The organism is Allopontixanthobacter confluentis, from assembly GCF_009827615.1.
GTDB classification, from domain to species: domain Bacteria; phylum Pseudomonadota; class Alphaproteobacteria; order Sphingomonadales; family Sphingomonadaceae; genus Allopontixanthobacter; species Allopontixanthobacter confluentis.
Genome location: NZ_WTYU01000001.1, coordinates 245,942 through 260,106 on the forward strand (window position 1 = coordinate 245,942; position 14,165 = coordinate 260,106).

The 14,165-nt window shown below is 58.8% G+C and carries 13 protein-coding genes and 1 tRNA gene; 7 read left to right on the forward strand and 7 right to left on the reverse strand.

Translation table 11 applies throughout. From position 1 onward, the window contains the following. Nucleotides 1-40: 40 nt before the first annotated feature. Nucleotides 41-517, forward strand: coding sequence for a hypothetical protein (locus tag GRI44_RS01115; protein ID WP_160599467.1), 477 nt, complete (start codon nt 41-43; stop codon nt 515-517). 117 nt (nt 518-634) lie between these two features. Here GRI44_RS01115 and GRI44_RS01120 read toward each other — a convergent pair whose 3' ends face one another. Both GRI44_RS01120 and der read right to left on the reverse strand, forming a co-directional pair. After that, nucleotides 635-1,183, reverse strand: a complete 549-nt coding sequence (locus GRI44_RS01120) for a DUF2721 domain-containing protein (RefSeq protein ID WP_160599469.1) — start codon at nt 1,181-1,183, stop codon at nt 635-637. A 66-nt stretch (nt 1,184-1,249) separates the two neighbouring features. Further along, entirely contained in the window at nt 1,250-2,695 is a 1,446-nt protein-coding gene (der, locus tag GRI44_RS01125; RefSeq protein WP_160601149.1) for a ribosome biogenesis GTPase Der, read from the reverse strand. Nucleotides 2,696-2,903: 208 nt separating this feature from the next. Between der and GRI44_RS01130 the strand changes: the two genes are divergently transcribed. Then, the gene (locus GRI44_RS01130) at nt 2,904-3,704 is read left to right on the forward strand and encodes a CHAP domain-containing protein (protein WP_160599471.1); all 801 of its coding nucleotides are present in this window, start codon (nt 2,904-2,906) and stop codon (nt 3,702-3,704) included. Nucleotides 3,705-3,735: 31 nt separating this feature from the next. Here the strand turns inward: GRI44_RS01130 and GRI44_RS01135 are convergent, their stop codons facing one another. Beyond that, the gene (locus GRI44_RS01135) at nt 3,736-4,068 is read right to left on the reverse strand and encodes a DUF3297 family protein (RefSeq protein WP_160599473.1); all 333 of its coding nucleotides are present in this window, start codon (nt 4,066-4,068) and stop codon (nt 3,736-3,738) included. A gap of 173 nt (nt 4,069-4,241) precedes the next feature. Between GRI44_RS01135 and GRI44_RS01140 the strand changes: the two genes are divergently transcribed. Both GRI44_RS01140 and tig read left to right on the forward strand, forming a co-directional pair. After that, a tRNA-Leu gene (locus GRI44_RS01140) sits at nt 4,242-4,326 on the forward strand. Nucleotides 4,327-4,396: 70 nt separating this feature from the next. After that, nucleotides 4,397-6,031 carry a trigger factor gene (tig, locus tag GRI44_RS01145; RefSeq protein ID WP_160599475.1) on the forward strand — a complete coding sequence of 545 codons (1,635 nt, stop codon included), beginning with the start codon at nt 4,397-4,399 and terminating at the stop codon, nt 6,029-6,031. A gap of 121 nt (nt 6,032-6,152) precedes the next feature. Here tig and GRI44_RS01150 read toward each other — a convergent pair whose 3' ends face one another. From GRI44_RS01150 to GRI44_RS14035, 4 genes are read right to left on the reverse strand one after another with little or no spacing between them, the layout of a single operon-like run. After that, the gene (locus tag GRI44_RS01150) at nt 6,153-7,496 is read right to left on the reverse strand and encodes a cation:proton antiporter (RefSeq protein ID WP_160599477.1); all 1,344 of its coding nucleotides are present in this window, start codon (nt 7,494-7,496) and stop codon (nt 6,153-6,155) included. 6 nt (nt 7,497-7,502) lie between these two features. After that, the gene (locus GRI44_RS01155; RefSeq protein WP_160599479.1) at nt 7,503-9,047 is read right to left on the reverse strand and encodes an amidase; all 1,545 of its coding nucleotides are present in this window, start codon (nt 9,045-9,047) and stop codon (nt 7,503-7,505) included. A gap of 41 nt (nt 9,048-9,088) precedes the next feature. After that, the gene (locus GRI44_RS01160; RefSeq protein ID WP_160599481.1) at nt 9,089-11,365 is read right to left on the reverse strand and encodes a TonB-dependent receptor plug domain-containing protein; all 2,277 of its coding nucleotides are present in this window, start codon (nt 11,363-11,365) and stop codon (nt 9,089-9,091) included. A gap of 48 nt (nt 11,366-11,413) precedes the next feature. Beyond that, the gene (locus GRI44_RS14035) at nt 11,414-11,542 is read right to left on the reverse strand and encodes a hypothetical protein (RefSeq protein ID WP_269800962.1); all 129 of its coding nucleotides are present in this window, start codon (nt 11,540-11,542) and stop codon (nt 11,414-11,416) included. 116 nt (nt 11,543-11,658) lie between these two features. Here GRI44_RS14035 and GRI44_RS01165 point away from each other — a divergent pair, with 116 nt between their 5' ends. From GRI44_RS01165 to GRI44_RS01175, 3 genes are all read left to right on the forward strand, one after another. After that, the gene (locus GRI44_RS01165; RefSeq protein WP_160599483.1) at nt 11,659-12,363 is read left to right on the forward strand and encodes an ATP-dependent Clp protease proteolytic subunit; all 705 of its coding nucleotides are present in this window, start codon (nt 11,659-11,661) and stop codon (nt 12,361-12,363) included. Nucleotides 12,364-12,605: 242 nt separating this feature from the next. After that, on the forward strand, nt 12,606-13,871 hold the full coding sequence (clpX, locus tag GRI44_RS01170) for an ATP-dependent Clp protease ATP-binding subunit ClpX (RefSeq protein WP_160599485.1): 1,266 nt from the start codon (nt 12,606-12,608) through the stop codon (nt 13,869-13,871). Between the two features lies 1 nt (nt 13,872). Beyond that, complete coding sequence (locus tag GRI44_RS01175) at nt 13,873-14,118, forward strand: hypothetical protein (RefSeq protein WP_160599487.1); 246 nt, start codon at nt 13,873-13,875, stop codon at nt 14,116-14,118. The last annotated feature ends 47 nt before the right edge of the window (nt 14,119-14,165 follow it).

Here is a 14,165-nt window from a genome sequence, read left to right on the forward strand (position 1 = left end):
AGCAATGAATTAACTCAAGACATTGATACAGGGGAATTTTATGAAAAATATACTGTTTAGAACAGGTCTGGCGGCTTTTGCAGCGGCCGCGTTGCTGGCATCTGTGCCTGCAGCGGCAGAAGTGACTGTCTGGAAAGACTATACGCCATCAGATCAGGTCATTGAAATGACACTGATCAATGTTGAACCCGGCATGGGGGATGTCTATTTTGATTCCCTGCGCACCACCTGGGTCAAGGCCAATGACGTGGCCAAATCGCTCGGCCATATCGAAGATTACGGGATTTACGCGGTTCCTTACGGACCTGCCGATGGCTTTAATCTGGTGCTGACGATCCGCATGAAGAACACCAGCGATATCGGGCCCGACAAGGCGCGTTACGATCAATTCATGAAAGCCTGGGGCGACGCCAATATTGCGTCCAGCAACAAGACGGTGCGCGATGTGTATAACAAGATCCGCGAGATCAAGGGCGTATATCTGCTGCGTCCGATTGACCTTCCGGCACCCAAGTAAACGCCGCTATCGTCAGGTTCTGAATTAAGGACTGTCGAGCCCGAAGGGGGGACGGGAAGATTTTCCGTCCCTTCTTTTTGGCCCTTCTTTTTGGCCCTTCTTTTGCGCCTTATTTTATCACGCTTCGCTGTCTGGATTGTCGCTCTGGCTGCTGGCGGTTTGCTGGTGCTGCCGTAATATCTTGCGGGACAGCTTGCGCCGGTCCCTGGCGGAACTTGTGGCAATCCGCGTTTCGAGGACGAAAAACAGCAGCCCGACAAACAGCAGTGCCATCGTGACAATCCAGCATATGGCAACAAAGGTGCCAATCTGCGGCTTGATAAAGGCGCTTATGAACAGTGCCGAGACAATCAGGCAAATGGTCAGTGCCGATGCGGTGCATAGATTGACCGCGTTCTGGGCGTAATCCTGCCGTCTGCGCAAGGCCGGCATTTGTTCTGCATCAATGCCGGCAGTGCCATTGTGCATCGCGTTTTCCAGCAGGTCGATCCCATCCACAATCCACATCAGCCGGGCGTTCATCACATTCAGCACCGCGCCGATTGCGGCCAGCAGAAACACCGGCGCCAGCGATAGCTGGACGATGCCCTGCACCCGCAGCGAACTCGAGGTCCGCTCGATCAGTTCAGTGGCAAGACTGGGCTCTGTCGCCAGAAGGTCGAACATCTGCGTCCTCCTCAGATATGGGCCAAATATCGGGCGCGAATGTCAGGCGCCCATATGACTTTGGGCCTATTTTTTGGGGTCGAAGGGGTTTTTCGCGCTTTTCAGGGTCACTCGCACAGGCACAGCGTCAAACCCCAGTTCGCGGCGAATACCGTTCACCAGATAGCGTTCATAGCTGGTTGGCAGCATATCCAGCCTGGTGCCGAACACCACGAAACGCGGGGGGCGCGTGCCAGCCTGGGTAATATAGCGCAGCTTGATCCGCTTGCCCTTGGGGGCTGGCGGCGGGTTGGCGTCCAGCGCATGATCAAACCAGCGGTTCAATGCCGATGTCGGCACCCGCTTCGACCAGCTGGCACGGATTTCAAACGCGGATGACAGCATGGAGTCCAACCCCTTGCCGGTCCGCGCACTCACGGCAAACAGGGGCACACCCTTCACTTGCGCCAGACCTTCGTCCAGCGCGTGGCGAATGCCATTGAACAGGCCGCTGGCATCTTCTGCCACGTCCCATTTGTTGATCGCGATAATCAGCGCGCGGCCTTCTTCGAGCACTTGCGATGCGATTTTGAGATCCTGATGTTCAAGTCCCAGCGTCGCATCCAGCAACAGCACGACCACTTCGGCAAAGTCGATGGCCAGCTTGGCATCGGTGACAGCCATTTTTTCCAGCTTGTCGACCACGCGGGCGCGCTTGCGCATGCCGGCGGTATCAATCAGGCGGATATCTCGCATTTCGCCGGTCTTGGGGTCTTCCCATTTCCAGTCCACAGCGATGGAATCACGCGTAATGCCCGCTTCCGGCCCGGTCAGCAGCCGGTCTTCGCCCAGCAGGCGGTTGATCAGCGTGCTCTTGCCCGCATTGGGGCGGCCCACGATGGCCAGTTTCAGCGGGCCGCTGACTTCTTCCTCAACATATTCCTCGCCCAGATCTTCAGCTGCATCCTTGGCATGCTGACGGGCGATTTTCTTTTCTTCTGCGGCAACGGCTTCTTCTTCCAGCCGCACTTTTTCGCCTTCGCCCAGCAGCGGCCACAGCGCGCTGAACAGGTCAGCCACGCCTTCGCCATGTTCAGCTGATATCGGCACCGGATCGCCAAAGCCCAGGGCATAGCTTTCGTAAATGCCCGGCTCGGCAGACTTGCCTTCAGCCTTGTTGGCCACCATCACGACCGGCACTTTCTGGTTGCGCAGCCACAAGGCAATTTCTTCATCCAGCGTGGTGATACCGGCACGGGCATCAATCACCATCAGCGCCACATCGGCGCCTACCAAACTGATTTCGGTCTGCTTGCGCATCCTGCCGGGCAGGGTCTCGGGATCGTCATCTTCCCAGCCTGCGGTGTCGACGATCTGGAATTTCAATCCGGCAATCTCGGCATCGCCCATACGGCGGTCACGGGTTACGCCGGGCTGGTCATCGACCAGCGCGAGTTTCTTGCCAACGAGCCGGTTGAACAGCGTCGATTTGCCCACATTGGGGCGGCCGATTATGATGACTTGCGGTAACATTTCGCGCGCCAAGTGGGCCTTTGCGCGGCAATTAGCAAGCCGCACAGTGAATCTGCTTCAATCCGCCGAGACTTCAACCGGCCCCTGAATCAGCCTATTCGGCCGCCCTGGTGATGGCCCGATGATGGCCCGGTGATGGCCCGGTCTGCCCTGCCGGGCGGGAAAGTCATCAAGCAAATATTTACCTTGATGTTGCACAAGACAGGGCATGAAAACGCCATTCATCTTGCTCGCAATCGCATTCACCAGCGCTGGTGCAGCCTTCCTGCCCGCCACGGCCTTGGCCAGCAGCGCGGTCGAATTTGACGCAGGAAACGCGACTTCGGCAGCGGAACTGCAACCCTATCTGCAATGCGTTCCCTATGCCCGCCAACTGTCCGGAATTCAGATATATGGCGATGCACACAGCTGGTGGGATCAGGCCGCAGGCCGTTATCAGCGCGGCCAGCAACCCCGCGTCGGCGCGGTCATGGCGTTCCAGCCTTATCAGGGCATGGTGCTGGGCCATGTCGCCGCCGTCAGCAAGATTATCGACAGCCGCACCGTGCTGCTCAGCCATTCCAACTGGTCGCCCATCAATGGCCGGCGGGGCCAGATTGAAAACAATGTCCAGGCGGTGGACGTATCGCCGGGCAATGACTGGAGCCAGGTGCGCGTCTGGTATGCGCCAATGCAGGCGCTGGGCACAACGGCATGGCCGGTGCACGGTTTCATTTACGCTGAACGGGGCAAGGGCGTTGCACCAGCCATGCTGGCACCGGTGCGAATCGCCAAGGCGGAAAATCCGGCGCCAATCCTGCGTAAATCGTCACGCGCTTTCCTGAGCGCATTCGCGGATCTGGATGCGGAAGTTGGGCCGAAACGAGCCAAATCCCGCTCCCGGTCCACCATGCAGGCAGCGGCTGCTAGCCAGCGATCCGCCGCCAAACGTGCGGCTGCCGAGCCGGTTGGCGCCAAAACCATACGCGCAGACCGCGTCCGTGCGGCAATCGCCCTTTACGAAGGGTGATTCCCGGCAGCAGCGGTAAAAATCGGGCTGATCAGGCTTTGGCGACCGGGGGATTATCGCCCAGATCTTCAAACCATGCTTCGACAGGACCGTTCAGCTTGATGGTCAGCGGATTGCCCTTGCGGTCCCGCGTCTTGCCAGCCTGCACCTTCACCCAACCTTCGGAAATGCAATATTCCTCGATATTGTTGCGCTCTGTGCCTTTGAACCGGATACCCACGCCGCGGCGCAGTTTTTCTTCATCAAACAATGGATTGCCCGGGTTGACCGACAGGCGATCGGGCGGAACATCATTGGCAGCAGGTGCGGCCACACCGTTTTCGGGTGCGGTGTCCGTGGTTTCGGTGGTGTTTTCTTCGGTCATAGGCGCCCCCTAATACCGGCAGGGCTGATCGGCAAGATGGCTTGCGCTTTATCAACCTGCATGCCGCATTGTCCCTTTGCGCGCTTGCCCTTTTGCGCGCGGCCTTTTAAGGGCGCTGGCTTGTCCGCGAAGTTCCGGCCCAAAAGCCTGGCTCGCGCGGCGTCGTTCGGGTTGCGGGCGTGGCGGAATTGGTAGACGCGCTGGTTTTAGGTACCAGTATCGTAAGATGTGGGGGTTCGAGTCCCTTCGCCCGCACCATGCCGCCGAGCGCAAGGCACGGATCGAACATTCGACATGAAGAGATTTTGAAAAGGCTAAGTTGCACCTCATGCAGATCAAAGAAACCACCAACGACGGGCTGAAGCGCGCCTACCAGGTCACCCTTCCGGCGTCGGACATCGAGGCGCGAATCGACGCCGAGGTGAAGAAGATCGCCCCGCAGATCAAAATGCCGGGCTTCCGCCCAGGCAAGGTGCCTGCCAACCTCGTCAAGAAGATGCATGGCGAACAGCTCCATGCCCAGGTCGTGAATGACGTGATCCGCGAATCGGTTGATTCGCTGATGCAGGAAAAGAAACTGCGTCCTGCCATGCAGCCCAAGATTGAACTGGCTGACGGCTACGAACAGGGCCAGGATGCCAAGCTGGATGTGTCGCTGGAAATTCTGCCTGACGTAACGGCGCCTGATCTGGCCGATCTGAAGCTGGAACGCCTGATGGTCCCTGTCAGCGATGCGCAGGTTGACGAAGCAATCCAGAACATTGCCGACCAGCAGAAGACCTACAAGGATGCGCCCAAAACGAAGAAAGCCGCTGACGGCGACCAGCTGATCATCGATTTCGTCGGCAGTGTGGACGGTGTCGAATTTGAAGGCGGCAAGGCCGAAGGCGCGCCGCTGGTCATTGGTTCGGGCCAGTTCATTCCCGGCTTTGAAGAACAGCTGACCGGTGTGAAGACGGGCGAAAAAAAGACCATCACGGTTACTTTCCCTGAAGATTATCCCGCTGAAAACCTCAAGGGCAAGGATGCGCAATTCGCCATCACGGTCCAGCAGGTCAAGGTCGAAGCCGAAACCAAGGCTGACGATGAATTTGCAACGTCGCTGGGCCTTGAAAGCCTCGACAAGCTGAAGGAATTGCTGCGCGGCCAGCTGGAACAGGAAACAAATGGCCTGACCCGTACGCAGATGAAGCGGCAATTGCTGGACAAGCTGGCAGCGGGCCACGATTTCGCTGTGCCTGCTGGCATGGTGGATGCCGAATTCGACCAGATCTGGGCCCAGCTGGAACAGGAAGCGGCCAAGGATGAAAATCCTGAAAACGCCCTGAAGGAAATCGAAGCCGAGAAGGATGATTACCGCGACATCGCCGAGCGCCGCGTGCGCCTTGGTCTGCTGCTTTCGGAAATCGGCCAGAAAAACGGCATCGAAGTCACGCAGCAGGAAATGGCCATGCTGACACAGCAGGCTGCCCAGCAGTACCGGGCAGAAGACCGCGAGCGGTTCCTGCAATTCGTCCAGAGTGAACCGATGGCTGCAGCCCAGCTTCGTGCGCCTTTGTATGAAGACAAGGTTGTCGATTTCCTGTTCGACAAGGCTGAAGTTACCGAGCGTGAAGTGACACGCGAGGAACTGGAAGCAGCAATCGAAGCAGACGAAGCTGCCGAAGAAGCCAAGGCTTCGAAGAAAGCGCCTGCCAAGAAGGCTGCTGCCAAGAAGCCTGCCGCCAAGAAGGACGACGCCAAGAAAGCGGACGCCAAGAAAGCGGACGCCAAGAAGGACGACGCCAAGAAGGACGACGGCAAGAAGGACGACGCCAAGAAGGCTCCGGCCAAAAAGCCGGCTGCGAAGGCTGCTGCTGCTGACGAAGCTGCTCCGGCCAAGGAAGCTCAGGCCAAGGAAGCACCAGCTAAAAAGCCAGCGGCCAAAAAGCCAGCAGCCAAAAAGCCAGCTGCCAAGAAGTAATCGGTTACGAGATAATCGGATTAAAGGCCCGCTGACAGCGCAAGGCCCGCTGACACGCGCATTGCGCTGTCAGCGGGCCTTTTCATTTTAACGGCGTGGTTTTCCGGCAGGTGCGCTTTTTCTAGAGGCGCGCGTCTTCGCTGCTCTTGCTCGGCTTACGCACCGGGGCCAGGCTGGCCATGTGCGGTTCCTCGCCCTCATGCACATGGGCATTGCGCCGTTCGGCCAGCCGCATGATCGGGGCTGCGGTTATCCCGTGCACCACAATCGATGCCAGAATGACGAAGCATACCGTTGACCACAACAGGTCCAACTGTTCGAATTCCCCGTGGTTCTGGCCATAGGCCAGATAATAGATCGAACCCATTCCCCGGATACCAAGGAACGCGACAGCCAATTTGCCGGTCCATGGCAATTTGCAATTGAGTTCCGCCAAAAGGCCGCTGAACGGGCGAATGACCAGGATCAGGAAAGCGGCAAAACCGGCTGCGGACCAGGTCAGCGAATCCAGCACGCCGCTGGCCAGCATTCCGCCAAACCCCAGCAACATGGCCACCAGCACTATTTTCTCGATCTGGTCGATGAAATGATGGCTGATCTTGTGATAGCGGCTGGCATTTTCGCGCTGCCGTGCAGTTACCGCGCCTACAAACACGGCCAGGAAACCATAGCCATGGACCAGTTCAGCCGCGCCATAGGCCAGCAGCAGTGACCCCAGCACGACCAGCCCTTCGCTGGTGGAATATTTGCCATCATGCGCGGCAGCTTCTTCGGTGGTGCCATCGGTTTCCCGCTCGAACACATACCATGCAGCCAGCCGGCCCACGCAATAGCCCATCGCTGTGCCGGCAAAAATACGCCACACAAAGTCCAGCGCAAACCAGTGCAGGGTCCAGCCGCCCAGCGCGGTCATGCCAATAGCCGCAATCGCCAGATGGGTGAAAGGAAATGCCAGCCCGTCATTCAGCCCGGCTTCCACGGTCAGGCTGAAGCGGATATCGTGGCGTTTGGCTTCACCAGGCGGCCCGACCTGCACGCTGCGGGCCAACACCGGGTCAGTGGGGGCCAATGCCGCCCCCAGCAGCAGCGCCCCTGCCGGTGCCAGCCCCAGCATCCACCATCCCATGAATGCGACACAGATGATGGTCAACGGCATGGCAATCAGCAACAAGGGCCAGATCTGCCGCCAGTTGCCCCAGGAAACGGGACGGTCAATCGCTATGCCAGCGCCCATAAGCGATGCGATGACGATAAATTCGGTCAGATATTCGAGGCCGATCGCGTCGAACCCGTCTTCTGCCGGGTTCAGATGGGGCAAGTCCAGCGGCAGGGAAAATACCCCGTACCCCACTGCGACATAGACAATCGGCAGGGACAGCCACCGGCGCGCAAGCCGTTCTTCAAGGCCAACGGCCAGCACAAGCCCCAGACCAAACAGGACGAACAGAATAATGCGTGGGTCCATGCCCGCTTATTGCGCCATGATCGGTTCGCTGTCTGCGGCCGGCATGATGCCTGCTGCAGGTTTCCAGCGTTCGAATGATGGGGTGGCGAGCGGGGTTGTCCGCGCTTTTTCATAGGCTGCGCCTGCTTTGAGCACATCGTGATCGCGCCATTTGCCGCTCATGAAGGACAGACCCACTGGCAATCCTTCCACCGCGCCCATCGGCACGGTCAGATGCGGATAGCCCGAAATGGCGGCCATACTGCCAGCGCCAATGCCGCCGGTATAATGATCGCCATGTACCAGATCGCTGGTCCAGGCAGGGCCGGTCGTAGGGGCGACGAGGAACGCGATGTTGTTGGCTGCCAGCAAACGGTCGATGCCTTCCGGTCCTGCCAGGCGAAAGGCGTTTGCCCGCGCCGTTTCATAGGCGGCGCGGTCTGTCGTGCCATCTGCCTGTTCGAAAATGGACTGGCCGAACCAGCGCATTTCGAGGCCGGCGTGGGATTTGTTATAGGCGATGAGATCCGCCAGATTGCGCGGCATATCGGGGCCCGGCAGGCTGGCGAGATAGGTTTGCATATCATCCCGCAATTCAAACAGCAGGGTGGTGAATTCGTCGCGGTACATGGCGCTGTCAGGCGTGAACTCCACATCGACCAGCACTGCGCCTGCCCGCCTCAGGTCAGCCAGCGCCGCATCGAACAGGCCGCGCACATCGGCGCGCGGGCCGATCTGGTTTTTGAGCACCCCGATGCGCACCCCTTGCAGCGATGCATCGGCCAGCCCTTGCGTGAAATCGCCCTTGTAAAGATCGGCATCAGCGGTTGCGCTGTCGGCAGGGTCGGTTCCTGCCAGCGCGGTCAGCAGCATGGCCGCATCAGCCACGCTGTTGGCCATCGGGCCTGCGGTATCCTGTGAATGGCTGATGGGGACCACATGGGTCCGGCTGACCATGCCCACCGTGGGTTTGAAGCCGACCACCCCGTTGACGCTGGCGGGACAGGTGATCGACCCGTCAGTTTCCGTGCCGATTGCCGCCCAGGCAAAGCCGGCAGCCACCGCCGCGCCGCTGCCCGCAGATGAACCGCAGGTGTTGCGATCTGTCGCATGGGGGTTTCTGGTCAACCCGCCCACCGCGCTCCACCCGCTGGTCGAATTTTCATCGCGGATATTGGCCCATTCGCTCAGATTGGTCTTGCCCAGCACCACGCCGCCAGACTTCCGCAAAGCGGCAATCATCGGCGCATCACGGCCGGTCATATTGTCCTTCAACGCCAGGCTGCCTGCGGTGGTGGGCCATTCTGCCGTTTCGATATTGTCCTTCACCAGCACGGTGCGCCCGCCAAGATAGGTGGTTTCCGCCACCTTCTGGGCCTGCTGGGCGGCAAGCGGGTCATAGATGATGACCGAATTGATCTGCGGGCCAGCATCATCCAGCTGACGGATGCGTTCGACATTATTGTCCGCTTCGCTTTGCGCGTCAAAGGGCGGTGGTGTCGCAGCAACCGCTACAGCGCCGACGAGGGGGGACATGACGGGCAGGGCGAGCGACAGGATAATCCGTTTCATGACCCTCACTGTGCCACCAATATCAGGCTTGGCAAGCTGGCTTAGAAATTGCCCGAGACATTGATGTTGAAAGTCGGCCCGATCCGCAGGTTGCGGCGTTCGGCAAACAGCACGGACGAAGTGTTTCGTGGGCCCGCAAAAACGGTGCGGTCATATTGGCTGCGGCCACCCAGAAGATTGCCAATACGGCCCGTCACCGTCAGCCCGGCAACATCCTTGTGTTCTGCAAATATGCTGAGGAAACTTGGCCCGTCTGTTTCGCGGCTGATTTCGGAAATGCGGAACACCGGCGTTTGGCGGCCATATTCCAGCGACGAGCCATATGCCCATTGCGAACCGGGCACATCGTGGCGGAATTTCAAATCCAGTCCGCGGTCACGGCGGCCGGGGAAGGCGCGGGTCTCACCCGTCAGCGGATCGCGCAGGGAACTCTCGTTAATTTCAGCGCGCACTTCCAGCCGCGCGCCGGCAACGCCCAGCGGATCAAGATTGAACGTGGAATTCCATTCCACCATCAGCCGCCGTGCGCTGGCGATATTTCCCCTGGCTTCCCCGCCGCCGAGCAAAGGCACCAGATCGATGAAATCCTCGATCCAGCGCTGTTCTGCGCTCAGGGTGGATGATCCCCAAATCCCGAAGCTCTTGTTGATTTCGAGGCTGGAAATCCACGCTTGGGAAGGGACCAGCTCATTATTGGCGCCATTGGCGTTGCCATCATCCAGAAAGACGCGGGCGAGAAAATCTCCGAATGAAAGCTGGCCGACCTCGCGGCGCATTGCCAGCGTAACATCCAGCCCCGCTTCGGGTTTCCATGCCAGCGACAAAGACCCCTTGGGCCGCTGGAACGTGCGGGCATTGGCGGCAGACCCTGTCTGGCTGATTTTCGAATATTCCGCGCCCAATGTGGTTTGCAGCGCCAGTTTTGAGGTCAGCACCCTGCTGAAACTGATCGTGCTTTCATACCGGTCTTCCGACACTCCGCCGGAGCCTGCGGGAAAGGGTATTTCCTGAAATACTCCGGCGCTATCGAGCCGGTAGAGAAGCGCTGTATTGTCCAGCCGGTTGAACGCAGCTTCGGCCGAAACCTGCCAGTCACCGCCCCACATCGCCCAGCCATATTCGGCTCTGACAATGCGTTCGCCCTCGTCGCCGATCTGGTCGAACCGGTCGCCAGAGCTGGCTATGGCCCCTTGATCGAGAAAATCGCGTACGACGCTCTCGGTGTAATCATTGCGGTCAAAACTCTCGAGCGCGATCAGCTTCAGTGTGCCTGCACCAAGCGGAAACTCCAGATCGCCGCCAATTTCATATTCATAGCCGCGGCTGCGCCGCCGGACGGTGTTGTTCTGCACTGCAATGTCAGACAGGAAGATCAGTTCTTCGGCATTGCGGCGGAAATTGGGGCGGGTGTAGGATGCGTTGATCCGCGCAGTAACATTGCGGGCCAGATCATATTTCAGATTGGTGCTGAGTTTGGGATTATCGAACCGGCCATCTATCTGCCTGTCCTGCCGTTCAAGCAGAATGCCATTGCGGTCAGTGATGAAGGACGGGCCATCCGCGCCGAACCGGCTGTTTTCATTGGCCAGCGCAAAGGTGTAATCCAGCTGGCCGATGCCGCCAGACACCGACGCTTCGCCGCCGTAAAATTGCGGCTTTGCATTATAGGGACGGTATCCGCCGCGCCAGGTGAACTGGCCCGACAGGCCGCCGCGCTGCACCACGATATTGGCAACCTGTCCTGACAGGCCAGGAATTTCCAGCGTGGTCCCGTCGACAATCTCGATGCGCACGACATTGGCCGCAGTAATGCGGGAAAGCTGGTCGCGCGTGGAATCCGATTTGCTGGATAGGCGCGAACCGTTGATCAGCACGTTTTCATTGGCCTGCCCAAGCCCGCGCGCGCCATTGCCGCCGCCGCCCTGAATGGTAAAACCTGGCACATTGTCCAGCATATCCAGCGCGTTACGCGGTGCGTAGCGCGCAAAATCTGCGATGGTGTAAACCTGCCCCCGACCGGCTGCATCACCAGCGGCTGCCGTGCTGGTGGTGGCCATTTCGCCCACGACAGGCACGGCATTACTGTTGGCATCAGGTTGGGGTGTGCCCGTTACCGGACCGGCCACAGGCTCTGCCCCTACTGGCGCGGTGACTGGCACAGTGACTGGCGCAGTGGCTGGCGCGGTGGCTATCCCGCCTGGCATCTCCGCTTCATTCGCGCAGGCGGCCGCGCTCCACATCAGCGCGCAACCAATCAGGACCGGGCCATAGGCGGCAGACGGCGCAATGGGGCGCAAATTGAGGCGGTTATGCGGCAAGGTGGGGGTTCCTGTTTCAGGCGCAATGCCGTCTTCCAGCTGGATGCGTCAACCGGCTTCGACCGGTGGCAGACCGAGTTCGACGAACTGCATCGGCAACGCAAACGCACGATGGTGCGTCCGGTTCTGACGCCGCATAAACATGGCCAGCTGTATCAATTGGCTGACCTTTTCCACCTACTTGGGTTAACGCACTTGAACATCGTGCAACAGATGGCGACATAGGCGACCGAAGAATTCGTGTCGTTTGACCGACACCATACCCACCCGCATCCGAGACGAGAGGCAATTTCATGATCGACCTGTTTGGCAAATCTGGCGAAACCTACGGAACCCAGGGCCAGTTTACCCAAGACCCGATGACAGGCGCACTTGTGCCGATGGTGGTGGAACAGACCAGCCGCGGCGAACGCAGCTTCGACATTTTCAGCCGCCTGCTGCGTGAACGCATCGTTTTCGTCACCGGACAGGTGGAAGACGGCATGGCCTCGCTGATCACAGCGCAGCTGCTGTTTCTTGAAAGCGAAAACCCGTCGAAGCCGATTTCGATGTATATCAACTCGCCCGGCGGCGTGGTGACTGCCGGCATGGCAATCCACGACACCATGCAATATATCAAACCGCGCGTTTCCACTGTCTGCATGGGGCAGGCTGCGTCCATGGGCAGTTTCCTTCTGGCTGCCGGCGAGCCCGGTATGCGGGTGGCATTGCCCAATGCGCGCATCATGGTCCACCAGCCTTCGGGCGGCGCACGCGGCATGGCTTCGGATATCGAAATCCAGGCGCGTGAAATACTCCGCATCAAGGCGCGGATGAATGCGCTTTATGTCAAATATACCGGCCGCACGCTGGAAGAGATCGAAAAAGCGATGGACCGCGACACTTTCCTCGAAGCCGACGAAGCCATGAAATTCGGGCTTGTCGACAAGGTTTTCGAAACCCGTCCGGAAAATGAAGAATCCGACGACGAGAAAGGCACTGGCGGCGCGCCGGAATAAGACAGACACTGATCCGGGGCGATAATGCCCCGGATAGTGCTGCCCCGCACGCTACGGCATGGCGCTTCTGACAGGGCTAAAGCGGCCGGGGCGCGCCAAGTGTAGTATTTTGGCAACCTTGCCGCTTCAGCTTGCCGTAAGGCGCGGCGTGGTAGCCCTAGATGTTGATTATCGACCATCCGGCTATAGAGTCGGCCAATCCCCGTTTTGGTGTTACAAGGCGGGATTCGGGAACACGGGATATGACCAAATTGAGCGGTACTGACTCCAAGAGCACACTTTACTGCAGCTTCTGCGGCAAATCGCAGCATGAAGTTCGCAAACTGATCGCCGGGCCCACCGTATTCATCTGTGATGAATGCGTGGAACTGTGCAACGATATCATTCGTGAAGAAACCAAGGCGGGCATTGCTGGCCGCAAGGAAGGCGATGTTCCCACGCCGCTAGATATCTTCACCACCTTGAATGATTATGTGATCGGCCAGGACCGCGCCAAGCGCGTGCTGTCTGTCGCTGTACACAATCATTACAAGCGGCTGAAGCATGGCGGCAAGGCTGGCGATGTGGAACTGGCCAAATCAAACATCCTGCTGGTTGGCCCGACCGGCTGCGGCAAGACGCTGCTGGCCCAGACGCTGGCACGCACCTTCGATGTGCCGTTCACCATGGCCGATGCCACCACGCTGACCGAAGCAGGCTATGTCGGGGAAGATGTCGAAAACATCATCCTCAAGCTGTTGCAGGCGAGCGATTACAACGTCGACAAGGCGCAGCACGGCATCGTCTATATCGACGAAATCGACAAGATTACCCGCAAGTCGGAAAATCCGTCCATCACCCGTGATGTGTCGGGCGAGGGCGTGCAGCAGGCTCTGCTGAAGCTGATGGAAGGCACCACGGCGTCTGTTCCGCCGCAGGGCGGGCGCAAGCATCCGCAGCAGGAATTCCTGCAAGTGGACACGACCAACATCCTGTTCATCTGCGGCGGCGCGTTTGCCGGGCTGGACAAGATTATTGCCGACCGTTTGCAGAAACGCTCGATCGGGTTTGGCGCGCATGTTGCCGACCCGGACAAGCGCCGCGTGGGCGAATTGCTGGAAAAGGCAGAGCCGGAAGATTTGCTGAAATTCGGTCTGATTCCGGAATTCGTCGGGCGTCTGCCAGTGATTGCCACTTTGCGTGATCTGGATGTGGAAGCACTGGTGCAGATCCTCAGCGAACCCAAGAACGCCTTGGTGAAACAATATGCCAAGCTGTTCGAACTGGAAGATGTCGATCTGACATTTACCCAGGATGCGCTGGAAACCATCGCCGAAAAGGCCATTCTGCGGAAAACCGGCGCGCGCGGGCTTCGTTCGATTGTCGAAGGGCTTTTGCTCGATACAATGTTCGATCTTCCCGATATGGAAGGCGTCAGCGAAATCGTAATCGACAAGGACGTGGTGGAGGGCCGGAAAGACCCTGTCCGCGTTGTCGATGGCAAGAAAAAGAAGGAAGAGGCAGCGTAATTTGCCGCCCTTCCAGCTTTCCAGGGTCGCGCGGGTAGAATTCTACCGGCGCGACCCAAGCATTGCAGACCAGATCTGCTGCGACATTTTTCTCCCCACCGAAACCATCTTTGCGCATGACGACATGCCGCATTGGGATGAACTCATCCGCAAGCTGGAATTTCTCGGCGGGTTTGATGTGGAATGGTTCAGCCAGCTATCGAAGCCGGCAGACGGCGCAAGCCGCTACATCGCGTTTGAAAGATAACCGGCGCTCGATAGACGATCACCGTCATGGCTCGCCCATAAAATAAA